Below are 21,419 nucleotides of genomic sequence, written 5' to 3' on the forward strand. Positions count from 1 at the left end.
CGTGTCGGAGTCGACCACGCCCACCTACGCCCAGCTGGCCGAGTACCTCGCGTACCTGGCTCAGCTGGCCGACATCACCGGTGGGCTGGTCGACCTCGACGACATGCGGCCCCTCGCACTCGAGGTGCGGCTGGCGTCGGTCAAGGCGCTGCTCTACGCCCGCCAGTCCGACATCCTCGATCAGGACAACGTCGAGCAGTTCCCGTTCTTCCTCGAGCTGCTCAACGGGGTCGCGGTCGAGGTCGAGTCGGTCACCGGGACGAACCCTCAGAACGGGACGGTGCGGGCGCTTGCGGTGCAGGCGATCACCTACGGGGTGGCGGCTCAGATCGAGTTCGCTGCCTACCCGGAGCAGCAGCTCGGCGACTCCGCCCGAGCAGGACAGTTGCAGGGCCGGTTCACCGAGCTGTTGGACCGGTTGCGGGCTGTGGTCGCGGAGGGAGCAGAGGGGGCCCTTCCGGCGTCGGTCGGTGGACCCCGGGGGTCGTTCCCGCCGGCTCGGCCCTACCCCGACGCCGCTGAGCGCTGGCCGGGGTCCTGCTGATGCTCGACATCGACGTCGAGGGCCGCCGCGCGCTGGGGCTTCTCGACGATATCGGGGACCGTCTCGGTCGGCCGGACGAGATGCTCGACCTGCTGGTGGACCGGGTCCACGAGTACGAGCGTGACCTGTTCGCATCCGGTGGCAACGGCCAGTGGCCGGCGCTATCGGCCAAGACGGTCGCGCTGAAGGGATCGAGCCGGGTCCTCGTCGACAGCGGAGACCTCCTCGCGGACCTGACCACCGCCCGGGACCTGATGGGCGACGAGGCCGTCGTGGCCTCGGATCGGGCCTACGCCAGGTTCCACAAGTCCGGAACCGGCCGGATGCCTCGCCGTGACCCGTCTCCCCAGCCGCCCGAGCAACTGGTCGCGCAGTGGTCTGAGGATCTTCTCGGGTATGTCGTGGACGGCCAGCGATGACGCTGCGGCTCGTCACCGCCGACGACCTGTGCCACGGCATGGAGACCGTCCTGCGTGGCCAGCTCGGTGGCCTCATCATCGCGCTCGGGCTCGATGAGCGGCCGCGGCCGGAGCGGCCGTTCGAGGTGCCGAAGGTGTGGGACCAGGTCCCTGTGCTGGAGGCGCTGCAGTCCGCGGTGGCGAACCGTGCGGTCGGGGCGATCACCTCGACCGGGATCGTCGGGCAGGTCACCACCCGCCGCAACGCCGATGGGTCGCAGCGTCTCGATGCGACCTTCCTGGTCCGGGTCGGGATCTACGACCGGGGTTCGGACTACAACGTCACCGCCAACCGGGTCCGCACCTGGGCGGCGCTCGTGCGTGCCGTCGGGCTGCGGAACCCGACCCTCGGTGGTGTCGCCGGGGGTGTCCGGTTCGTCACCGAGAGCTACCGGCAGTTCCCCCAGCAGGGAGTCGCGCGGACCCTCGGTGGCTGCGCGGTCGACTTCCACGTCGACGCCCGCAACATCGCCGACCTCGCCGACCTCGACGGCGCCCTCCCGGTCGTCGAGTCCCCCTTCTCCACCGTCACCGTCCGAAACCACCAGGAGTAGGAATGTCCCGTCCCCAGATCATCGTCAACGTCAAGGCCGCACTCCAGCGGCGCGGCGTGACCACGGACACCGGCCGCGCCTTCCTGGTGTACGCCGGCGCGACTGGTCCCGCGGCGCCGGCCCGGTGCCTGTCGGCCGCGGATGCTCTCGCCGCTTCGGTCCCGGCCGCTCAGGCCGCCTACGTCGGCGACGCCCTGACCCAGGGCGCCCCCGAGGTGTGGGTGCTCCGGGCGACCGCGGTCGACGCCGGAGCGGTCACCGAGTCCGAGTGGGACGCCGCGCTGGCGAAGCTCACCGCCGACTACGGGCCCGGCCAGGTTCTCATCCCGGGGGTGTCGACCTCGGCGGCCTACGAGGCGCTGCTGACCCACGCGAACGCTTCCGGGCGGTGCGTGCTCCTCGATGGCGCCTCGAACGCCGCCGCGTCCGCGCTGACGACCGCGGCAGCGGGTCTCGCGGCGGCTGCCGGTGCTCAGCGCGCCGGGATGATCGCCGGGTGGGTGACCGTCCCCGCGACCGGTGGCGGAACTCGCAACGTGCCCGGCTCGGTCATCGCGGCCGGTCTCGCGGCGCGTGGTGACGGGCGTGTCGGGCACACCAACCACGCGCCTGCCTTCGACCAGGGCCTCGGGGCTGGGGTCGCGATCGGTGGCACCGCGGTGACGGTCGCCTACACCGACGCCGAGCTCGACTCCCTGTCGGATGCCGGAGTCTCGGTGATCCGCGACGTCCGCGGCGTGCCGACCCTCTATGACTGGAAGTCGGTCTCCGACGACCCGAACTTCCGCCAGCTCAACTGGGGCCGGATGCACATGGAACTCTCGTTCGGGATCTCCTCGCTGGTCGAGAAGTTCCTCGGTCGCCAGATCGACGGCCGCGGCGCACTGTTCGCCGAACTCGAAGGGGTGCTCCGGGGCTACTTCCTGCCGCTGTGGCAGGCCAACGCCCTGTACGGGGCCGAGCCGGGGGACGCGTTCGACGTCGACACGTTCTCCCCGAACACGCCCACCACCATCAAGGCCGGCGAGCTCCACGCGCTCGCCGAGGTCTCCCTGTCCCCGTACACCGAGAAGGTCGTCATCGATGTCACGACCTCCGTCGCCGAAGGAGTCGCGGCATGACCACGTCGCAGATGCAGCTCATCACCGTCACCGTCGACGGCCGTCCGCTCGGCGTGTTCGACACCCTCACCGGTGGCGAGCCCACCGCCGAGGTGCCCAAGCACCGCCCGGGGGGGATGACCCAGGAGCGGTCCTACCCTGGGCTGCCGTCGTTCGGTGACCTCACCGTCGGCCGTGAACTGGATCAGCAGCGTGACCTCGAGCTGTACCGGTCGCTGGTCAACCGGGTCGGTCGGGCGTCGTTCACCGTGTCCCGGCAGCTGCTCGACGAGAACGGTGCCCCGGTCGGCCGGCCGATCACCTACATCGGCCGGCTCAGCGCGATGACCGACCCCGAGGCCGACTCGAACTCCAACGACCCGTCGATGTGGCAGATGACCGCCGTCATCACCGGGCGCGCCTGATGAGCGGGCAGTCCATCCTGGCCGGGCTGCGGAAGGCCCGAGAGAAGGCGCTCGCCGAGCTCACCATCGACCTCCAGGTCCCCGGCCTCGACGACCCGAAGGTCTACGTGCGGTACCGGCCGATCCAGCAGCGCGAGGTCGACCTGGTCCACGAGCGCACCCGAGACACCAAGAGCGAGGACCGCGATCTGATCGCGAACGCCTCCCTCCTCGCCCACGCCTGCGTCGGCGTGTTCGTGACCGTGGACGGCAAGCCGGATGGCGACCCCTCGACGTGGCCGCGGTTCGATCAGGATCTCGCCCAGATGCTCGGGATCGACGAGGCCCCGGATGGGTCGAAGATCGAGCCGACCACCGCTGAGATCGTCCGCGCCCTGTACATGACCGACGGGGCACTGCTCAACACCGCCCGCGCCCTTGACGCCTGGTCCGCGCCGGCCATCCTGCGGCGCGAAGAGGAGCACGCGGGAAACTGACCGGCGACCCCGCCATCGAGTGGGCAGGGGTCGCCGCCAGCTTCGGGCTCGACCCGATCAGGTTCCTCGATCTCTCGCCTGAGGATGCACCGTTCGCGGTCGCCGCGCTGAAGGCCGCGGTCAAGCAGCGTCAGGAGGAGTCGCTCGGCGACATGGACTACCTCGCCGCGCGCACCGCATCCCACACCGTCATCGGCTTCGCGAACGTCATGCGGGGCTTCCTGCGATCTCTCTTCAGGAGGTGAGCCGTGGCTGAGGAAGAGGTCGGGATCCGGCTCGCGCTGAAGAATCGCCGCGAGGTCCAGCACGGCATCAACGAGGTCGGCGACGAGTTCGACCGGGTTGGCGACGAGGCGCAGCAGGCCGGCCGGAAGGCCCGCATCGGTGCCGCCGGGATGGTCGCGTTCGGGAAGTCGGGTCGGCTCGCTGGCCGTGCCGTGGTCTACGGGTTCGGTGCCGCGTCCGCTGCGGTGGTCGGTGCCGGGATCGCGCTGACGAAGTTCTCGAAGGACTCCATCGGTGAGGCCCGGGAGGCGCAGAAGGTTGGCGCGGTCACCGCGCAGATCATCAAGTCGACCGGCGGTATCGCGAACATCTCCGCGCGTCAGGTCGGTGACCTTGCCGGCGCGATCTCGGTGAAGGCAGGGATCGACGACGAGGCCATCCAGTCCGGGTCGAACCTGCTGCTGACGTTCAAGAACGTCCGCAACGAGACCGGCCGCGGCGCCAAGATCTTCGACCGGGCCACCCGGTCCGCGGTCGACCTGTCCGCGGCCGGTTTCGGGTCCATCGAGTCCGGGTCGAAGATGCTCGGCAAGGCCCTCAACGACCCGCTGAAGGGCATCACCGCGTTGTCGCGGGCCGGGGTCACGTTCACCGAGGGCCAGAAGAAGCAGATCGAGCGGTTCGTCGAGCAGAACGACCTCCTGTCCGCCCAGAAGATGGTGCTCAAGGAGGTCGAGTCCCAGGTCGGTGGCGTCGCCGCAGAGCAGCGAACTTGGGGTGAGCAGGCCGCCGTCTCGTGGGGCAACATCCAGGAGTCCCTCGGCACCGCGCTGCTGCCGATGCTGGACCGCACTCAGCGGTGGTTCGTCCAGGAGGGCGCTCCTGCGCTGGAGAACTACGTCAGCATCTTCGAGCGACGCGGCATCCCGAAGATCCAGGAGTTCGCCGGGATCTTCGAACGTCGCGGTGTGCCCGCGATCAAGGACTTCTACCGTGAGGCGAAGCCTCTTGTGGACGACGTGCTGCCGCAGGTCGCCGGCTATCTCTCCACTACGAAGGACACCGTCAGCATCCTTGCCCCGAAGCTGAAGACGATCTTCGACAGCTTCAACTCGTTGCCAGACTGGGCCAAGGAAGCCGTGGTGATCGGCGGTGCCGGTGCCACGATCGCCGGCCGGCTCGGCGTCGGCAAGCTACTCGGCTCGCGCAACCTCGGTGGTACGGGAATCATCGGCGCCGTCACCCGAGCCAAGCCGCTTCCTGTGATCGTGGTGAACGAGGGCTTCGGCGTGCCTGGAGCTCCCGGGAGCAAGCCGAACGCCCCGGTGCCAGTAGGTTCTCCCGGCACCGGCCCGGGCGCACCCAAGCTGCCGGGCCTGTTGACGACCCTCGCTCTCGGCGCTGGCGTGACGTACTTCAGCAAGGACGGGGTCATCAACGACCTCGCGGGCAAGAAGATCGACACCGACGGCCAGCAGCTCGCTCTGGGCACGCTCAACAAGAGCCTGTCCGAGACCGGGAAGTCGCTCGCGCTGGGCGCCGACAACGCCGCCGAGTTCGACCAGGCGCTCCGCAATCTGTCGTACAACGCGAGCCCAGCGAAGGCCGCCCAGCACTTCATGGACTACGCCGACCGAGTCGGTATGACTCGCGACGCGCTCGCGAAGGCCGTGCCAGGGTTCGCCGGTGCGATGCGCACGTGGCAGCAGGAGTCGCTGACCGCTGGCAATCGCACGAAGTGGCTCACGACGCTGATCAACGGTCCGGGCGGGCTCTCTCCCGCGATCGCTGCCGTCGAACGCCCGCACGTCGGCTCCCTGCGGATCGACGGCCTGGACGCGGCGATCGAGAAGACGAACACGGTCCGACAGAACCTGCTCAACATGCCGGCACTGGGGTCCTACGGTTCGGGTCTCGGCGTCCTCGCACCGCCGAAGAAGCCGAAGGCCCGAGCGCTCGGTGGCGATGTGCGTGCCGGCGATGCCTACGTGGTCGGCGAGCGTCGCCCGGAGCTGTTCTTCCCGAAGGTCGACGGCTACATCCACCCGCGGATCCCCGAGCAGCCCCGGTTCGGTGAGGAGTTCTGGGGCGACGCTCGCAGCGCTGATGGCGCCATCCACATCCACAACTACATTGACGGCCGGCAAGTCAGCGAGACGGTCATCGACCGGTTCACTGGCGAGGAGGCTCGACGGTGACGGTGCTGCGGCAGGTCCTCCTACAGCCGGTGCTTCCGGCCCGACCCGAGTTCCTCGTCCTCGACCTGGTTGGCGAGGACAAGCTGTCGGGTGGTGTTGCGACCTGGAGCACGCTGAACCGACCACGTCGTCGTGATGCGATCCAGTTCGATGGCGTCACCGGATTCACCTACGTGCTCCCGCTGTTGATCAACGGTCTGGACGCAGCGCCCGGGGTCGATCTCGTGGTGGAGCCGCGGGTGCAGGTGCTCCAGTCGTGGGCGAGCAGCGTGCAGACGACCAGGCAGCCGGTTGTGCTGCGCGCCACGGGGCCGTTGCAGACGCCGGAGACGGTGCGGTGGGTCATCACCGGGCTGGACTGGGGCGCCAAGGTCCGCGACAACCGGGGCCGGCGGATCCAGCAGTACGTCACCGTCACCCTCACGCAGTACGTGACTGCAGTGGTGCGGAAGTCGGCGGCGAAGCGCTCCCGGGACCGCAAGGGCAAGGACAAGGCCAACGGCAAGAAGCCTCAGGGCAAGCCGCAGGGCAAGAGCAGCGGCAAGGGCTAGTGGTGGTCACCAATGCCGCGGTGGTGCTGCTGGAGGAGCTGAACCTCCGCAACGGCCGCCGCTCCTCGATGCTGGAGCTCGAAGAGGCCATCGTGGAGCCGCCCGAGCTGCTGCTGACCATGTCGGGTGCGTGCACGCTCACGCTGGTCGTCGGCGACGCCACCCGCGTGCTGACCCGGTCTCCGTTGATCGGTGAGAAGTCGTGGTCGACGGTCCTCGGGATCCGGTTCGAGCTGGCCGCGGTCCGCAAGGTCGGTGACCGGATCACGCTCACCTACGAGGACGGCGTCACGGCGGCGCTGCGTCGCCGCAAGGGCAAGCAGGTCATCCCGGGCAAGTCGATGACCCGTACCGCGATCGTGGCTCGCCAGGTGAACGAGGCACGGGTGCCGGCACTGATCTACCCCGGCGCGAAGCGGAAGGTGGGCAAGCCCGTGAAGCGGGGCGGTGACACCTCGGCGTGGGAACTCACCGGCTCACTGGCCGAGGAGGTGAACCTGCGGCGGTTCTCCACCGGCACCCAGCTCGTGTTCGCCTCCGACGAGTGGCTCATGGACCGCTTGGAGCCCGTCGCCCTGGCCGAGAACCAGGGTGCGGTCCGCAACATCGACTTCGACCTAGACCAGGGAAAGCGCGCGTCTCGGGCCACGGTGCAGCTCGACGCGACCGCCGGTGCGATGCCTCCCGGACTCCCGGTCATGCTTGGCGACGACATGGGCCCGGCGGCCGGACGGTGGCTGGTCCAAGACTTCCGCCGCAGCCTGTCCTCGACCCAGGTCACGGTGACCCTGACGCGAGCCCGTCACGTCCTCGCTGAGCCGAAGGCATCCAGCAGGGGCGACCTCGGCGACGACAGCTTCGTCACCGGCAGCGGGTCCGACACTGGCGGGAAGGCCGCTACGGCCGCCCGCGCGAAGATGGTGGCGTTCGCGCTCGCCCAGAACGGCAAGCCCTACGTCTACGGCGGACATGGGCCGAGCGTCTGGGACTGCTCCGGGCTCGTTCAGGGCGCTACCGCAGCCGCGGGTCACGTGCTCCCGGCGCCGTCGTCTTCGCAGGCTGCGGCGGTCGCCGGGGCCGGCAAGGGCATGTCGATCGATGCTGCGATCCGCACTCGCGGCGCGCTGCTGTTCATTCAGACCTCGACCGCCCATCACGTGGCGATCAGCCTCGGCAACGGCTCCACCATCGAGGCGATGAACCCCGAGGCCGGTGTCGCCATCGGCTCTGCGGCTGGTCGCGGGTGGACCTCGGCCGGCTACTGGATCTGACGAGAGCACGGGAGGGGTCCGGCATGACGCGTGACGGGTTCAGGCAGTTCCTCAACGGTCGCCCCACGGTGGAGGCCGCGGAGGCGGTCACCGCGAAGGTGATCCGTGTCGACGGCGGCATCCACGCTGTCGCTCTCGACGACGACGAGCGGCACCCGATCGGGCCCTGCCGTGGCCCCGCCGAGGTGCAGGTCGGTGACATCGTCCTCCTGATCGAGACCAACGAACTGCCGTGGGTCGCTCAGGTCGACGCACAGGTCGGCGGCGCGTGATGCCCCGCCACCTCGCGTTCCCCCTCGCGGTCGGCGTCGATGGCGCCATGGCCACCCTGGAGCAGGACGCCCCGGCCGAGGTCGCCCAGGCGGTCGCGCTGCTGCTGTCCACCGAGCCCGGTGAGCGCGCCGCGGAGCCCGAGTACGGCTACCCGAGCCCGCTGGGCCGTGGCGTGGATCCGGTGGAGGTGGCCGACGTCATCGCCGACTGGGAAGACCGGGCCGATCCGGCGCTCGTGCAGGTCACCCTGAACACGCTGGTCGAGCAGCACGCGGTCGTGCACCCCAGCATCCCGACCACCAGCACCGGCACCGATGTGGAGGGCGCGTAGATGGCCTGGGAACCCCCCGAGCTCCCCGAGGATCAGGACGAGGTCATCGGACGGATCCTCGATAACCTCCAGGACCGCATGGACGGCTGGGCGCCCTACGACGGGCAGCCCGAGGTTGCCCTGGCGCAGGAGATCGGCCGAGAGACGGTCGTGGTCAACGCCCGGATGCGGGACCAGATCGAGTACGCGGTCGCCGGGATCGGCAGCACGGTCTTCGACGTGCCGTATGCGCTGGCCACGACCGCTGCGATCAGCGTGCAGCTCACCGTGACCGGCACCGGCGTGGTGGTCCCGGACGGGTTCATGGTCACCGGCACCAACCCGGTCGGTGAGGACGTGAACTTCGTGCTCCTCGAGCCCGTCACCGCCGCCACGACCACCCCGGTGGTGACCATGCACGCCGCGGACGCCGGGTCTGCCGGCAACGGCGTCCCCGTGGGGCCGCTCTCGATCATCACCGCGACCTCCACCGTGATCACCGCGTCCGCAGTCACGGCCTCCGCTGGTGGCTCCGACGACGAGCTGCGCGACACCTACCTCGACCGCCTCGTATCCCGACTGTCGGTACTGCGCCCCGGTGGGGTGCTGGCCGCGGACATGGCCGCCCTCGCACGCACCGTCCCCGGCGTCACCCGGGCACTGGGGATCGACAACTACGACGCGCTGTCGGAGGCCATCGACGCCGAGAAGACCGTGTCCGTGTTCGTCATCGACAACGTCGGGGCGCCGGTCTCGGTCGGGGTCAAGGCCGACGTGCAGGACGCCCTGGAGGCGGTCCGGGAGCCGGGGTTCGTGATCTACGTCGAGGATCCGACGTACACCGCGGTGGATGTCGTCTACGACGTGGTCGCCGACGCTGGGGCCGATCCGGGCGAGGTGGCCGCGGCGATCGAGGCGGCGGTGCTCGCCTACCTCGACCCCGCGACGTGGGGCACCACCGTGGATGACGACACCACCTGGCAGGCCGCTGGCATCGTGCGTCTTTTCGACGTCGCCGCCACCATCGGCCGCGTTCCCGGGGTGGCGGCGATCGTGTCGGTCACCCTCAACGGCGCCGCGGCGGATGCCGTGCTGGCGGGCCCGGCCGCGCTCCCCGCCCCGGCTGACGCCGTCGATCCGACCACGGTCGCCGGGACGGTCTCCTGATGAGCGTCGCCGAGCGCGTTGTCGACGGACTCGGGCCCGCGTTCCAGAAGGCCGCGGGGCCGGTGCTCGACGACCTCGCCGGCGGGCTGACCAGCGAACTGGAGACTGCCGACCTGCTCGCCACTCCGACACCGGGCGGTTGGTCGGCCGCGTTCGACCTCGTCACCACCCCGGACCCGGCGTGGCTCGGGTCAGCGACCGGCACCACGGTGCCTGCTGGTCTCACTCTTGAGGAGCAGCGCGCCTACGTGAGGGAGCGGCCCGCGTGGCGCCGCGGGAGCCTCGACGCGATGGCCTCCGCGGTCCGGACGCTCCTCGCCGCGCCGAGCCGTGTCGGGTTCGCCGAGCGGCACGACGCCAACGCCTGGCGCCTGCGGATCCTCGTCTACGCCGCAGACGCGAGCGGCATCACCGAGGCCCAAGTTCTCGCCGCAGCCGCGACACAGAAGCCGGTCGGCCTGGTCCTCGACGGCGTGACCGTCGTGCCCGCGGTCACCTACGACGACCTCGCCGGGATGTACGACGACTACGCCGCACTCGAAGTCGAGGGGTGGGGCTACCCGCTCACCCTCGAAGACGACATCCCCGGCATTCGCTGGTGGAGGCCCGCATCCCGCATCACCCGGTACGCCCGGACGCGCGTGATCGCTCCGACCTACGCCGAGCGCAGCGCACGGTTCCCGACCTACCGCAGCAGCCGAGACCACGACCCGCAGGAGGCCTGACATGCCCACCACACCGGCTTTCGAGCTTCCATATCCCGGCCCCGGCTCCCCAGACAACGTCCCTGCCGACCTCTACGCGCTCGCAGGTCGGCTCGAGGAACTGCTCCCGACCTCGGGCACCTACGAGCCGACCCTGACGTTGGTCGACAGAGCAGCCTCGGCAACCACGCCCGCCCCGTGGCTGTGGAGCCGCATTGGGGACATCGTGACCGTCGACGGACAGATCCAGATCACCCCGTCCACTACCGGTCAGGTGTCAGTCGACGCCTCCCTGCCAGTGCCGTCGAACCTCGCTGCGAACGGTGATCTGAGTGGCGTCATGGGGTCAGGCGTGAGTAGTGCGACGGCGGGCTTGGTCGTGGCATACAGCATCCAAGACCGCGCGCGCCTCCAGTTCGTCGCGGCCTCGACCACCGCGGTCTACTTCGGCGTCCACTTCGCCTACAGGGTGATCTGAGGTTCGGCGCGTGAGCGAATACGTCGTCGGAGCCCTGATCACGGCCGCGGGCGCGGTGCTGCTGTTCGTCCTCAACCGGATGTTCGGCACCGACTCGTCAGCCTCGGTCGCGAACCAGTGGAAGGAGTGGTCGCACGAGCAGGGTCAACGCATCATCGATGAGCGCCTTCGAGTCGACGGCCTTGAGCAGCGCGTCGACGAGCTCGAGAAGGATCTGGCCGCCGAGCGAGAGTCCAACCGGGTTCTGACCCAGCGCAACGAGCGCCAGTCGTCGATGCTCACGTCCCTGATCCGGTGGGCGATCCTCCTGCGCGATGAGGTCGTGCGGCTCGGCGGCCAGGTGCCGCCCGCGCCCGTCGAGGTCGAGAACGCGCTGACGACCCTCGACCCGTAGCCCTCCGCTCCACTCTCCGCGTCGCGCTGCTGCTCGACGCCATCTCCAAGCGAACTCCAAGCACAGGCAGGGCTTGGAATTCGTCCGCTTGCCCGAAGGAGGCATCCAAATGCCCACTCCCAACCCGCTGGCCATCGTCACGTTCCGTGGTCGTCGCATGGACCGCAAGACCGCCACGGCGCTGGCCATCGCCGAGCAGCGCCTTGGCTACGAGCTGACCGTCACGCAGGGCTGCTACAACACGGGCGGCGTCTCGGCTTCAGCGGGCACCCACGATCGCGGCGGCGTCGTCGACCTCGCACCCTACGACCACGTGCACAAGGTCAAGGTGCTGCGCGACCTAGGGTTCGCCGCCTGGTACCGCCCCGCGATCGCCGGACTGTGGCCCGCGCACATCCACGCCGTGATGATCGGACACCAGGATCTCGCGCCCTCTGCCGCACGTCAGGTCCCGGCCTACCTGGCCGGGCGCGACGGGCTCACGGGCAACCGGCTCGACGCCAACGCCTACCGGCCGGACGTAGAGCCGTTCGACTTCGCAGCCGCCTGGCGTGACGGGCTGCTCCGGCAACGCATCAAGGGCATCAAGGCGCGACGGAAGACGTTGGCCGACAAGGCATCGCGGCTCAAGTCGCAGATCACCTACAGGCGTTGACCGTGGCACTCCTGGTCACCGCCAACCTCGGCCGCGGCGCCGACACCGCCGAGTTCCTCCGCAACGTCCGCGCGATCGACGCTGAGGCTGGGTCCGGTGCGGTCATCGGCTTCCAGGAGATCGACGAGGACGACCGCCCCGACGAGCACGGCGCTCTCCGCCACGTCCTCGGCCGCGCGTTCTCCTTCACCAACTGGCACACCCGCGTGCCCATCGGTTACGGCCGGCGGTGGAAGCGCAAGCGCAGCCAGGCCATCAGCGCGTCCGCCGGTCTCTTCCGACTCTCGCCCGCGCGAGTCATCTCAGAGGCCGTTCTTGTCCACGATCGCGGTCTCGAGCTCGTCGTGCTGAACGTCCACTTCCCTCGCAACGACCCGCGACTGCTCTCCCGGTGGCGCTCGGTCGACGCCAAGCTCCGCAAGCGCATCGCGCACTGGCACGCCCGCGGGCGCACGGTCGTCTGGCTGGGTGACGCCAATCGGGGCCGCCTCGGCCCGATGCATCCGTTGGAGCAGACGCTCGCACACGACGGCCTCGACTGGATCCGCGTCATCAAACACCCCGCCGGCGCCCAGGTACGCCGGACTGACACCGGGACGGTCGACCTGACCATCGACGGCCACGACGCCCTGTGGGCACGCGTGGACCTGCACACCCCGAAGGAGCACCGATGAACGACCAGACCGCCACCACCATCGACAAGATCATCACCGCCGGCAAGGCGCTCGCCGCCATGCTGGTCTGCGCCGCGGCGTACCTCGTCGGGATCCTCTCCGGCGACCAGACCCTCGCGGACGTCACCACCGTCCAGTGGCTCGGCCTCGTCGTCTTCATGGGCGGCGCCTACGGCCTGACGTACTCGACCCCGAAGCGCGTCGGTCGCCGTGGCCGCGCGATCGACGAGTAGTTCCGTGCTCTCCCGCCCGGCGCGCCTGGTCCTGGGGATCGGGATCGGCTCACTCATCCAGCCCGCAATGGCTGTCGGGGCGTGGCTGCTCTGGCAGGTCCAGTCCCGTCCCGCTCGCACCCGCTAGGAGATCCTCGTGCCTGAGATCGTCAACGGCATCACCGTCCCCGTCGACGGCGACCCGATCAACCTGCCCGGCGACCTCAAGACGTTCGCGGAGGACATCGGGACCGCGGCTCAGGAAGCTGGTGCGGCGGCAGCGGTCGGGTACGCGAGCTCGCTGGACGACGCGAAGGTGAGCGCCCTCCTCGACGACCAGGGCACCGAGACCGCTTCCGCGCTGTCGGCCTCGATTGGCGCGGTCGGCGGTGGTCTGTTCATGCCCCAGGGATACGGCGCCCGGGCGCTCGCGTCGAAGTGCGCCATCGGCGTCAACGCCGCCGTGGGGATCGCGGGTGACTCCACGGCCGACAAGCCCTACGAGTACCTGCAGATGGGGCTCGCGGCGTTCATCAAGCAGTTTCCCCGGCAGTCGGCCGACCGCTACGAATGGGATGGCACCAGCGCCTATGGGACACCGCAGCCGATCCTCACTGGCATCACCGCGCGCACCGTAGTCATGCGCGACGAGTTCGACCGGTCCGCCGCGGACCTCGTAGGCTCAACGCCCAATGTTGGTGTCGTATGGTTCGCGATCGGCAACGGTGCCGGCGACTGGGAACTGAACGGGTCTGCATGCGTCGCGACCGCCGACGCCACATCTGGCTCGGTCTTCACGACCGTCGTCGCTGGCGACGGCGAGCTGGTCGCCAACCTCACCCTCGCAGCCAACGACGCCCCCCGTTTCGTCGTCAAGCGCGTCAACGACTCGAACCGCATCCGCATCGACGTCCAGCGCAACAGCTCCGGCCAGTACCGCCTCCAGCTCTGGAAGTTCATCGGCGGCGTGCAGACCGCGATTGCCACCTCCGAGTACTTCTTCCACAACACCGCCGTCACGACATTCGACGTGACCTGCCGCGTGGTCGGCACCCGCGTGACCGGCTCGGTCAACGGTCAGTACATCGGCGGCACCCTCTCGACCGACGACGTCACCGCCCTCTCAACCGGAACGGGGGTCGGCCTGGAAGGCGCCAACCGGGGCGCAGCGATCATCAACCGCATGGAGTGGGCCACAGTCACGGCGGCCACCAGTTCGGGCGCGGTGGCCATCTACAACGGCTCCAAGTCTGGGTCGATCCTCTCTTATCAGGAGGGCGTCATCTCGACCCTGTTCCCCTCTGGCACGTTGCTCGACGTGGCGATCGTGAACTCCGGGCACAACTACGGGTCTGGGTCGGCCTCCTCCTACCTTGTGGCGATCGACTCCTTCATTGAGACACTGCGCACCGTGCAGCCTGACTGCGGCGTCGTCATCGCCTCGCAGAACCCCGAGGTGTCTCCCGCGCCCAACGTCGCCGCCCACGCGGCTCGGAACGCTGCACTGCCCGGGTACGCCGCAGTCAGGGGCTACGGCTACATCCCGAGCTGCGAGACCTTCGCGACCATGCTCTCCATCGGGCCGGCTTACATGCAGTCCGATGGCGTGCACCCGACCGGGGGCTCCGAGGGTGGCGCCGGCGTCCAGTCAGCGGCCGTGATCACCTACCTGAACCGACTCGCCGGCCTCGCGGCCTAGGGGCGGCGGCCTCCCAGTGACCGCTGCGTGCGCGCCAGGTTGGCTGCGAAACCTCCGGTTCAGGTTCGGGCTTTGGCTCGAGCTTCGGTGCGTCGACCTCGGCGCGCGTTAGCGAGTAGGCGAGGCCGATCGCACACCAGGCGGGGATGCTCGCGAGGAGACCGTTCTGAAACGCCAGCACCTCGGTGGAGTTATGCACGACGAACATCAGGAACAACGCCGCGCCAAACCGGCCGGACGCCTGCCGCGATGTCGCCACCGTCTTCCAGACCGTCAGCAGCACAAACGCGACCAGCGCGAGGCCGAACACCCCGAGTTGGAGATAGGTCTGCATGTAGAAGCTGTGGGACGACAGGTCCGTAGGCAGGAAGTCTCCCGGCAGCGACCCAACACCGAGGCCGAACCACTGGCCGTCCTGGTCGACGCGGCGAGTGATGTAGGGCCAGAGCCAATCGCGACCTGATAGCGCGCGGCGACCCGACTCGGCGGTGATGCGCTGCGAGATCTCGATCGCCAGCCGGTTCGCGTGGGCGTTGAGGAAGTACCACGTGATCGCCCAGATGGTGCCCACGGCCCCGATCAGACCGACAAGCCAAAACACCTTGGGTCGCAGCGCCGTAGCGCCCCAGTAGGCCAGCATCAGGATCAGGGTGAACCCGATCATGCTGCGAAAGTCCATCCGGAGCGCCAGGACGCCGGTCATGGCGAACACTGCGGACGTGTAGAACCAGGCGTTGTGCGGCTTGCGCACGATCAGGAGCAGCGCCCCCAGGGTGAGGAGGTAGACGATCGATCCGCCGACGATGTTCTTCGGTAGGCCTGACCCGGCCGACCCGACGATGCCGCCGACGATTAGCACGAAAGCCCCCAGTCGGAACAACGAGTACCCGAGCATCTCCTTGCCATAGGCCGCGAACAGGAGCAGCGTGCCGCCGGCCGCCACGGTGCTGATGGTGTGCCGGTAACCCTGCGTCGGGTCCTCGGAGAACAGAAGGGTCCCGATCAGGTAGACACTCATGAGGGTGAAGACCGCGGCCGAGAGGCGTGGGATACGGCTGGCACGACTCAGGATCGGGATAAGGGACGTAATCGCCGCGCCGGCCATCACGAGGTCACTGCCCTCAGGGCTAACCCCGTTCACCGCCGGCACGGAGATGAACATCAGCCCGACCACGGCGGCGAGCAACCGCAAGTCGGTCAGGTCCGGCTGTTGCCGTGTGGTGCTGATGGACATCGCAGCTGATCTTCCCACAGCCGAAACCGGAACTGTCGCGGTTCCCGTCACAAGGCCGGAACTGGCCTCACCTACAGCCGGGCTCCCTCACGGGCAGATCCCCATCCAGCGGGCCCAACCAGGTCGTATGCCGATACAGGCTCCGCCACAGCGCCAGAGCAGCAGCCGCCTCCTCGCCGGTCTCGACCCCGAGGTCCTCACAGAAGCGAGCGAACTCGGCCAGCGGGTTCCTCCCCGACAGGTAGTCCGGGAATGGGCCGTCCAGAGTAGTCACGTCACCCAGCGTGACCCCCACAGCCACTCACCACGACCCGTGCCGAGACGATCCGGCGAAACCGACCCCGGAACTTGTCACCCGCGTGAGCAACAAGCCGCCCCGTCCTCCACGTGAGGGCGGGGCGGTTCGTCGCGTCCGGACGACGAAGCCGCCCCCTCCCAGCCAACGAGAGGAGGCGGCTTTGTCATGCCCCGCTGACGCAGGGAGAACATCGAGCCATCGCGGGAGTCGCCCCCGAATAGCGGCTCATCCCCGCTGACGCAGGGCACCACGCACGCTACACGGCCCACGCCGATGCCCGTCACCGTTTCCCGTCGCGCAGCTGGTACACCCTGGGCGTCGTCACGCCGAGCGCTTCCGCGATCATCCGCGCGGTGACCCCCCGCTCGAGGGCGGCCCGCACCGCCGCCGACAGCACCGCCGGGGCCTCATCCTTGGCGGCCTTGGCCGCAACCACCCCACCCAGCAGATCCTCACGGGGCCGACCGACCGGCGTGTACCCGGCCGGGATGTGCTGCTCGACCTGCTCACGCAGCCACCGCTCATACGGCACAGACGGCAGCGGTCCCGACTCACTGGTCCACTCGCCGGGGTCGGCCCGCTCGGTACGCCGATCGACATACCCGTACACCTCGATCGCGATGACGTCCGCGGTGTCCAGGTCGACGTTGAACGCCGCCGCCGCAGTCGCCCGCTGCTCCCGCACCACTGGCGGCAGGTCGGCCAGGATCGCGCGGCGGGTCCGATCTGAACGCGCCTCGATCTCGAACACCGGCCGCGTCTGGCCGACGGCGGGGTCCCACGTCGGGGTGTCGGTCACGCCGTACTCACGCTCCATGACCTCGCGGAGCGCCTGCATCTGGCTGCTCATCAGTACAGCTCGTCAATCGGGAGGAACCGCTCGGCCTGCTCCTGGGTCCACCACAAGGAGCCGTCGCCCCGCTCCTCGGTGGTGCCGTCGGTGCAGGTGATGGCGTAGCGGTAGTTGCCGATCACCTGCAAGGTCGCGTTCGTGATGACGCCCTCGATCACGGCGTCGTCGCGGATGATGTAGACGGTGCGGCCGATGCGGTCCATCTAGGGCTCCTGGGGTGCTGATCTCGGGTCCATCCCGGTGCCCATAGTCAAGCATCGCTTACACATATAGTCAAGCAATGCTTTCATTCTGGAGGGGTTGACTAGACGACCCGGCTACCGACGTAGGCTGCGGCCGTGAGGCTGCACTCCACGATCCGGCCCGACCCGGACACCGGCGAACGCCGCGAGATCTACGCCGACGCACCGACGTGGGAGGCGGCCATCGCGCAGCTCGACGAGCAGAGGCCTGAGGGGCTGGCGGGAGATCCACATCACCGTCGTGCCCGGAGAGGTCGCGGACTGATGCCGGCCCAGCAGCGCTAGCGCCCATCGACCCTCGGCCGGTACTTCGAGTAGTCCCGCTCTGGCCGCGGCGCATCAGCAGGCCGCACGTGGTGAGCGAGCACCCACGACTGGGTGACATGGACCTCCAGGCCGTTGCCCGTGGAGTAGGAGGACGCGTACATGACCCACGCCTCCCAGCCGTGTCGATCCGTCTGCCGCCACGCCAGCAGCACACCGGGAGAGGGGTCTGACCACGCCCCCGTGACATCGACCCACACGTGGAAGGGAGGCTGGCGCATCCAGGCATCTTAGAACGGGTGTTCGAAGGTGGTGATACCAGGTTTCGGCTCCGCTGAGCGAGTACCGCGACTACGGTGCCAACATGTCAGAGAGCGCATCATCCACGCCGGCCGCGAGCCACGGATCCGACGTCAGCAACCATCCGGCGTATCTGGCCTACGTCTGGACGATCGCCCTTCTGCCGCTCGTGTGGCTGCCCCTCGGCTACTGGGTCCCCGCTCTGGCTGCGCAGGAGTGGGCGATGATCGCCTACTGGGTGATAGCGGTGGTGCTGGCGATCCTAGATAGTCAGCAACTGAAGAAGGGCGGCGTCAACGTCTCACCAGGGGCCGCCCTGCTGATCCCGCTCTACCTCATCCTGAGAACCGTTCGGGCCCGTTCGACACCAGCCGTCCCGATCCTCTGGTTCGCTTCCTTCGGGGCTGCGGTCATCGGTCAGTTGACGTTCGCCGCGAGCTATCAGTTCGACGGCGAGTGGATCGAGCCGGACATCGCAGAGTGGGCTACGAATCAGGGCGCCGGAGAGGTCGACGTCGACTGCCCGACGAAGTGGGTCCACGCGGACGAAGAGGTGCGATGCACCGTTACTGATGGCGCTGGCAACACCGCGTCGGTCATCGCCACGCTCGGCGACGACGGGTACTACTCCTGGTCCTGGCGCTGAAGTCCCCTGCCGAATGTGCACGTTTGCACCTATGCCCGCCCAGAGTCATCTGGAAACACGCGCGTTCACCGATCTAAATACCCCCTGACCTGCACTTTTGCGATGCCGCCACGGGATGAGTGCCGGATTCAAGTCCCGTCACTCACCCCAGACTCCGCGAGCCCCGGTCGTTCCTCGGCCGGGGCTCGCGCCATCTCCAGCTCGGCCGGCCGCCCGCGGCGGTGGGTGGTCCACCGTCTCCGACCGGCGAGACGGTGGACGGTCCACCGCCGCTGGATCCGATCGACACCTACCCACTCTCTGACTAAAGTCAGAGAATGGACACGACCGCGACCCTGCGCGGCTTCAACCGCACCTACACCCAGCGCATCGGCGCACTGGAGGAGTCCTTCCTGGGCACCGGCCGGCCGCTCGGCGCCTCGCGGCTGCTCTTCGAGATCGGTCCGGACGGAGCCGGGGTGCGCGAGCTGCGCGACCGGCTCGGCCTCGACTCCGGATACCTGACCCGCCTGCTCCGCCGACTCGACGGGGACGGTCTGGTGCGGGTCGACGCGGACCCCGCCGACCGGCGCCGACGCGTGGCCACGCTGACGACCGCCGGGCTGCGGGCCTGGCAGGAGCTGGACGATCGGTCCGAGGAGCTGGCGCAGCGGCTGGTCGCACCGCTCACCGAGCGGCAGCGCGTCCGGCTGGCCGAGGCGCTCGCCACGGCCGACCTGCTCGTCCGGGCGGCGACCATCCAGCTGCGCGAGGTCGCGCCGGACGACCCGGCCGCCGCCGACGCCGCCGGCCGCTACTTCGCCGAGCTGGCGCGGCGGTTCCCCGGCGGCTTCGACCCGGGCGACCCCGACCACGCGGGCACCTTCCTCCTGGCGACCAGCGCCGGCCGGCCGGTGGCGTACGGCGGTGTCCGCGAGCTCGACGGCGACCTGCGCGGGGTCGGCGAGATCAAGCGGATGTGGGTCGACGAGGCGTGGCGCGGCGCCGGCCTCGGCGCGCGGATGCTGCGCGAGCTCGAGGCGCTGGCCCGCCGCCTCGGCCACGACCGGGTGGTCCTCGACACCAACGGCACGCTGACCGAGGCGATCGCGATGTACGAGCGCGCGGGCTACCGCGCGATCCCGCGCTACAACGACAACCCGTACGCCGAGGCGTGGTTCGAGAAGGACCTGTCCCCGGGTCCTAGGCCGGCGTGAGCGCCGGCAGGCGCACCCGGAAGGTGGTCCCCTCCCCCGGCTCGGACTCGACGCTGACCGACCCGCCGTGCTGCTCGACGATCGCGCGGGTGATGGACAGCCCGAGCCCGCTGCCCGGGATCGCCCGCTCCTGGGCGAGCGAGGAGCGGAAGAACCGGCTGAACAGCCGCTCGTGCTCCTCCGGCGGGATGCCGATGCCGGTGTCGGCCACCTCGATGTCGACGACCTCCGTACCGACCCCCAGGCGCACGTCGACGCGGCCGTGCTCCGGGGTGAACTTCACGGCGTTGCCCACGAGGTTGATCACGACCCGCTCCAACATGTCGCGATCCCCGAGGAAGGGCACCGGCTCGTCGGGGAGGTCGACCTCGAAGCTGAGCTCCCGCCGCTCGAGCGACGGCGCCACGACGGCGCACCCGGCCGTCACGACCTTGCGCAGGTCGACGACGCGGTCGACCATGCCGATGCCGCCGTCCTGGACCCGGGAGAGCGTGAGCAGGTCGTCGATCAGCGACAGCAGCCGCGAGCTGTTCGCGGCGACGCGCTGCACGGCATCGAGCTGCGCGGCGCCGAGGTCGCCGTACTCGCCGTCCTTGAGCATCTCGACGTAGCCGAGGATGCTGGTGATCGGGGTGCGCAGCTCGTGGCTGACGCTGGACACGAAGGCGTCCTTGACCTGGTCCACGTCGCGGAGCCGCTCGACCGCCTGACGCTCGGTCTCGAGCGCCTCGACCAGCCGGTTCTCGGCCTCGACGCGCTCGGTGATGTCCTCGGAGGTGCTGACGTAGCCGATGACGTCACCGCGATCATCGACGATCCGGTTCAGCGACATCGAGTGACTGCGCTTCTCGCCGTCCTTGCGGACGAACTTCATCACGGTGGGCCCGCGGCCGACGAGCGCGGCCGAGACGACCGCGAAGTCGTTGGCGACCCCGATCTGGTGGGCCAGCTCGGCCACGTCCTCGCGGGAGTGCAGGAGCACCGCGTGCCGCCCCTCCACCTCGCCGGCGGCGTATCCGAGCAGCCGCTCGGCGCCCGGGTTGAAGAGCGTGATCCGGCCGAGCTCGTCGGTGCCGATGATCGCGACACCCACGGTGCCGTTGACGATGCTCTGCACCCGGTCGCGCTCCGCCGCGACCTGCCGGCCGTTCTCCAGCTGCTCCCCGACGCTGAGCACGAAGGGCACCACGACCAGCGCGCAGTCGACGATGAAGAACGCGAGCAGGAGCCCCTGGACGTCGGCGGGCAGGTCGTACCGGGCGTCGATGTGCGCGAACGGCCCGTGACCGCGGGTCGTCAGCGCGATCGCGACCCCGAGCGTGACGAAGAGCTGCGCGATCGCCTCGTACGCACCGCTGCGCAGCGCCCCCCAGGCGAGCACGGGGATCAGCGTGAACGCGAGGGCGGGGAAGTCGTCGAGCAGGAAGACCACCGGGGTGAGCGTCGCGACTAGCGTCCACTGGGCGACCCGCTCCACCACCGACGCGAGCCCGCGGTGCGGCCGCAGCCTGCAGAAGAACGGCGTCACGGCCAGCTGCGACGCGAGGCTCGACATGCCGACCGTCAGCCCCATCAGCCAGGGGGTGCCCCAGCCGGTGACCAGGCTGGTGACGACGGCAGACGTCGCGGCGACGAGATGTCCGGCGAATGCCGCCACGATGTAGCGACCGAGGTCGGCGTGGGAGTAGAGCTCCGGTCGCTGGCGTACGCCGCCGCTCAGGATCCGCCAGACCACCCAGGTCTCGACGGTGATGCCGATCGTCAGCCCCAGCGCGACACCGGACGGGCGGCAGGTCCAGATCGTCAGGAACGCGATCGCGCAGACGAGCACCAGCACGACCGGTATCGAGGGCCGCCTGGTCACGAGCAGGGTCGAGGAGGCCAGCCCGACCGGCCAGATGCCGATCGCGTAGCCACCCTCGGGCGCGCCGTACGCCGCGGTGAGCCCGAAGACCGCCGTCAGCACGAGCATGCCGAGGGCAGGCAGCAGTGACGCCCTGGGTGTCACTCCCACCTTC

At 69.4% G+C, this 21,419-nt stretch carries 26 protein-coding genes; 22 read left to right on the forward strand and 4 right to left on the reverse strand.

Annotation, left to right across the window (positions count from 1 at the left end):
• Nucleotide 1 precedes the first annotated feature (1 nt).
• The 19 genes from FHU40_RS04055 (at nucleotide 2) to FHU40_RS04145 (ending at nucleotide 14,368) form a co-directional block, all read left to right on the forward strand.
• On the forward strand, nucleotides 2-544 hold the full coding sequence (locus FHU40_RS04055; RefSeq protein ID WP_183590974.1) for a hypothetical protein: 543 nt from the start codon (nucleotides 2-4) through the stop codon (nucleotides 542-544).
• The gene (locus FHU40_RS04060) at nucleotides 544-963 is read left to right on the forward strand and encodes a phage virion morphogenesis protein (protein WP_183590975.1); all 420 of its coding nucleotides are present in this window, start codon (nucleotides 544-546) and stop codon (nucleotides 961-963) included. Before FHU40_RS04055 ends, FHU40_RS04060 begins: the two co-directional genes overlap by 1 nt.
• Nucleotides 960-1,556 (forward strand): hypothetical protein, encoded by a 597-nt coding sequence (locus FHU40_RS04065; protein ID WP_183590976.1) that lies wholly within the window; start codon nucleotides 960-962, stop codon nucleotides 1,554-1,556. Before FHU40_RS04060 ends, FHU40_RS04065 begins: the two co-directional genes overlap by 4 nt.
• A gap of 2 nt (nucleotides 1,557-1,558) precedes the next feature.
• The gene (locus tag FHU40_RS04070; protein ID WP_183590977.1) at nucleotides 1,559-2,677 is read left to right on the forward strand and encodes a hypothetical protein; all 1,119 of its coding nucleotides are present in this window, start codon (nucleotides 1,559-1,561) and stop codon (nucleotides 2,675-2,677) included.
• Nucleotides 2,674-3,081, forward strand: coding sequence for a hypothetical protein (locus FHU40_RS04075; RefSeq protein WP_183590978.1), 408 nt, complete (start codon nucleotides 2,674-2,676; stop codon nucleotides 3,079-3,081). Before FHU40_RS04070 ends, FHU40_RS04075 begins: the two co-directional genes overlap by 4 nt.
• Nucleotides 3,081-3,557, forward strand: coding sequence for a hypothetical protein (locus tag FHU40_RS04080; protein WP_183590979.1), 477 nt, complete (start codon nucleotides 3,081-3,083; stop codon nucleotides 3,555-3,557). The genes FHU40_RS04075 and FHU40_RS04080 overlap by 1 nt, the downstream gene beginning before the upstream one ends.
• Nucleotides 3,558-3,805: 248 nt before the next feature.
• Nucleotides 3,806-5,980 (forward strand): hypothetical protein, encoded by a 2,175-nt coding sequence (locus FHU40_RS04085; RefSeq protein WP_183590980.1) that lies wholly within the window; start codon nucleotides 3,806-3,808, stop codon nucleotides 5,978-5,980.
• On the forward strand, nucleotides 5,977-6,531 hold the full coding sequence (locus tag FHU40_RS04090; protein ID WP_183590981.1) for a hypothetical protein: 555 nt from the start codon (nucleotides 5,977-5,979) through the stop codon (nucleotides 6,529-6,531). The genes FHU40_RS04085 and FHU40_RS04090 overlap by 4 nt, the downstream gene beginning before the upstream one ends.
• Before the next feature lie 2 nt (nucleotides 6,532-6,533).
• The gene (locus FHU40_RS29320) at nucleotides 6,534-7,802 is read left to right on the forward strand and encodes an NlpC/P60 family protein (RefSeq protein WP_183590982.1); all 1,269 of its coding nucleotides are present in this window, start codon (nucleotides 6,534-6,536) and stop codon (nucleotides 7,800-7,802) included.
• Nucleotides 7,803-7,825: 23 nt separating this feature from the next.
• The gene (locus FHU40_RS04100; protein ID WP_183590983.1) at nucleotides 7,826-8,074 is read left to right on the forward strand and encodes a hypothetical protein; all 249 of its coding nucleotides are present in this window, start codon (nucleotides 7,826-7,828) and stop codon (nucleotides 8,072-8,074) included.
• The gene (locus FHU40_RS04105) at nucleotides 8,074-8,406 is read left to right on the forward strand and encodes a GPW/gp25 family protein (RefSeq protein ID WP_183590984.1); all 333 of its coding nucleotides are present in this window, start codon (nucleotides 8,074-8,076) and stop codon (nucleotides 8,404-8,406) included. The genes FHU40_RS04100 and FHU40_RS04105 overlap by 1 nt, the downstream gene beginning before the upstream one ends.
• The gene (locus FHU40_RS04110) at nucleotides 8,407-9,552 is read left to right on the forward strand and encodes a baseplate J/gp47 family protein (protein ID WP_183590985.1); all 1,146 of its coding nucleotides are present in this window, start codon (nucleotides 8,407-8,409) and stop codon (nucleotides 9,550-9,552) included. It begins immediately after the preceding gene.
• Entirely contained in the window at nucleotides 9,552-10,277 is a 726-nt protein-coding gene (locus FHU40_RS04115; protein ID WP_183590986.1) for a hypothetical protein, read from the forward strand. The genes FHU40_RS04110 and FHU40_RS04115 overlap by 1 nt, the downstream gene beginning before the upstream one ends.
• Nucleotide 10,278: 1 nt before the next feature.
• Complete coding sequence (locus tag FHU40_RS04120) at nucleotides 10,279-10,734, forward strand: hypothetical protein (protein WP_183590987.1); 456 nt, start codon at nucleotides 10,279-10,281, stop codon at nucleotides 10,732-10,734.
• A 10-nt stretch (nucleotides 10,735-10,744) separates the two neighbouring features.
• Nucleotides 10,745-11,128: a hypothetical protein gene (locus FHU40_RS04125; protein ID WP_183590988.1), complete on the forward strand. Its 384-nt coding sequence runs from the start codon at nucleotides 10,745-10,747 to the stop codon at nucleotides 11,126-11,128.
• A gap of 109 nt (nucleotides 11,129-11,237) precedes the next feature.
• The gene (locus FHU40_RS04130) at nucleotides 11,238-11,783 is read left to right on the forward strand and encodes a hypothetical protein (RefSeq protein WP_183590989.1); all 546 of its coding nucleotides are present in this window, start codon (nucleotides 11,238-11,240) and stop codon (nucleotides 11,781-11,783) included.
• Between the two features lie 2 nt (nucleotides 11,784-11,785).
• Nucleotides 11,786-12,457, forward strand: a complete 672-nt coding sequence (locus FHU40_RS04135) for an endonuclease/exonuclease/phosphatase family protein (RefSeq protein ID WP_183590990.1) — start codon at nucleotides 11,786-11,788, stop codon at nucleotides 12,455-12,457.
• Nucleotides 12,454-12,690 (forward strand): hypothetical protein, encoded by a 237-nt coding sequence (locus FHU40_RS04140; protein WP_183590991.1) that lies wholly within the window; start codon nucleotides 12,454-12,456, stop codon nucleotides 12,688-12,690. Before FHU40_RS04135 ends, FHU40_RS04140 begins: the two co-directional genes overlap by 4 nt.
• 136 nt (nucleotides 12,691-12,826) lie before the next feature.
• Nucleotides 12,827-14,368 (forward strand): SGNH/GDSL hydrolase family protein, encoded by a 1,542-nt coding sequence (locus tag FHU40_RS04145; RefSeq protein ID WP_183590992.1) that lies wholly within the window; start codon nucleotides 12,827-12,829, stop codon nucleotides 14,366-14,368.
• Here the strand turns inward: FHU40_RS04145 and FHU40_RS04150 are convergent.
• From FHU40_RS04150 to FHU40_RS04160, 3 genes are all read right to left on the reverse strand, one after another.
• Nucleotides 14,331-15,602 (reverse strand): hypothetical protein, encoded by a 1,272-nt coding sequence (locus FHU40_RS04150; RefSeq protein WP_183590993.1) that lies wholly within the window; start codon nucleotides 15,600-15,602, stop codon nucleotides 14,331-14,333. The two genes, FHU40_RS04145 and FHU40_RS04150, sit on opposite strands and share 38 nt — an antisense overlap.
• Nucleotides 15,603-16,180: 578 nt before the next feature.
• Complete coding sequence (locus FHU40_RS04155) at nucleotides 16,181-16,750, reverse strand: hypothetical protein (protein ID WP_183590994.1); 570 nt, start codon at nucleotides 16,748-16,750, stop codon at nucleotides 16,181-16,183.
• Complete coding sequence (locus tag FHU40_RS04160) at nucleotides 16,750-16,956, reverse strand: hypothetical protein (protein WP_183590995.1); 207 nt, start codon at nucleotides 16,954-16,956, stop codon at nucleotides 16,750-16,752. The genes FHU40_RS04155 and FHU40_RS04160 overlap by 1 nt, the downstream gene beginning before the upstream one ends.
• A gap of 135 nt (nucleotides 16,957-17,091) precedes the next feature.
• On the opposite strand from FHU40_RS04160, the gene FHU40_RS04165 reads away from it, so the two are divergent.
• From FHU40_RS04165 to FHU40_RS04175, 3 genes are all read left to right on the forward strand, one after another.
• Complete coding sequence (locus FHU40_RS04165) at nucleotides 17,092-17,280, forward strand: hypothetical protein (protein ID WP_183590996.1); 189 nt, start codon at nucleotides 17,092-17,094, stop codon at nucleotides 17,278-17,280.
• A gap of 343 nt (nucleotides 17,281-17,623) precedes the next feature.
• Nucleotides 17,624-18,205 (forward strand): DUF4333 domain-containing protein, encoded by a 582-nt coding sequence (locus FHU40_RS04170; protein WP_183590997.1) that lies wholly within the window; start codon nucleotides 17,624-17,626, stop codon nucleotides 18,203-18,205.
• Between the two features lie 317 nt (nucleotides 18,206-18,522).
• Nucleotides 18,523-19,401 carry a bifunctional helix-turn-helix transcriptional regulator/GNAT family N-acetyltransferase gene (locus tag FHU40_RS04175; protein ID WP_183590998.1) on the forward strand — a complete coding sequence of 293 codons (879 nt, stop codon included), beginning with the start codon at nucleotides 18,523-18,525 and terminating at the stop codon, nucleotides 19,399-19,401.
• Here the strand turns inward: FHU40_RS04175 and FHU40_RS04180 are convergent.
• Nucleotides 19,388-21,415 carry an ATP-binding protein gene (locus FHU40_RS04180; protein ID WP_183590999.1) on the reverse strand — a complete coding sequence of 676 codons (2,028 nt, stop codon included), beginning with the start codon at nucleotides 21,413-21,415 and terminating at the stop codon, nucleotides 19,388-19,390. The two genes, FHU40_RS04175 and FHU40_RS04180, sit on opposite strands and share 14 nt — an antisense overlap.
• Nucleotides 21,416-21,419: the final 4 nt, after the last annotated feature.

It is taken from the genome of Nocardioides soli, from assembly GCF_014191495.1.
Classification (GTDB): Bacteria; Actinomycetota; Actinomycetes; order Propionibacteriales; family Nocardioidaceae; genus Nocardioides; species Nocardioides soli.

Coding starts and splice junctions, on each gene's coding strand:
- FHU40_RS04170 (WP_183590997.1), top strand. CDS start 17,624: ATGTCAGAGAGCGCATCATCCACGCCGGCCGCGAGCCACGGATCCGAC.
- FHU40_RS04115 (WP_183590986.1), top strand. CDS start 9,552: ATGAGCGTCGCCGAGCGCGTTGTCGACGGACTCGGGCCCGCGTTCCAG.
- FHU40_RS04175 (WP_183590998.1), top strand. CDS start 18,523: ATGGACACGACCGCGACCCTGCGCGGCTTCAACCGCACCTACACCCAG.
- FHU40_RS04105 (WP_183590984.1), top strand. CDS start 8,074: ATGCCCCGCCACCTCGCGTTCCCCCTCGCGGTCGGCGTCGATGGCGCC.
- FHU40_RS04120 (WP_183590987.1), top strand. CDS start 10,279: ATGCCCACCACACCGGCTTTCGAGCTTCCATATCCCGGCCCCGGCTCC.
- FHU40_RS04150 (WP_183590993.1), bottom strand. CDS start 15,602: ATGTCCATCAGCACCACACGGCAACAGCCGGACCTGACCGACTTGCGG.
- FHU40_RS04070 (WP_183590977.1), top strand. CDS start 1,559: ATGTCCCGTCCCCAGATCATCGTCAACGTCAAGGCCGCACTCCAGCGG.
- FHU40_RS04060 (WP_183590975.1), top strand. CDS start 544: ATGCTCGACATCGACGTCGAGGGCCGCCGCGCGCTGGGGCTTCTCGAC.
- FHU40_RS04075 (WP_183590978.1), top strand. CDS start 2,674: ATGACCACGTCGCAGATGCAGCTCATCACCGTCACCGTCGACGGCCGT.
- FHU40_RS04065 (WP_183590976.1), top strand. CDS start 960: ATGACGCTGCGGCTCGTCACCGCCGACGACCTGTGCCACGGCATGGAG.
- FHU40_RS04140 (WP_183590991.1), top strand. CDS start 12,454: ATGAACGACCAGACCGCCACCACCATCGACAAGATCATCACCGCCGGC.
- FHU40_RS04160 (WP_183590995.1), bottom strand. CDS start 16,956: ATGGACCGCATCGGCCGCACCGTCTACATCATCCGCGACGACGCCGTG.
- FHU40_RS04100 (WP_183590983.1), top strand. CDS start 7,826: ATGACGCGTGACGGGTTCAGGCAGTTCCTCAACGGTCGCCCCACGGTG.
- FHU40_RS04130 (WP_183590989.1), top strand. CDS start 11,238: ATGCCCACTCCCAACCCGCTGGCCATCGTCACGTTCCGTGGTCGTCGC.
- FHU40_RS04080 (WP_183590979.1), top strand. CDS start 3,081: ATGAGCGGGCAGTCCATCCTGGCCGGGCTGCGGAAGGCCCGAGAGAAG.
- FHU40_RS04155 (WP_183590994.1), bottom strand. CDS start 16,750: ATGAGCAGCCAGATGCAGGCGCTCCGCGAGGTCATGGAGCGTGAGTAC.
- FHU40_RS04110 (WP_183590985.1), top strand. CDS start 8,407: ATGGCCTGGGAACCCCCCGAGCTCCCCGAGGATCAGGACGAGGTCATC.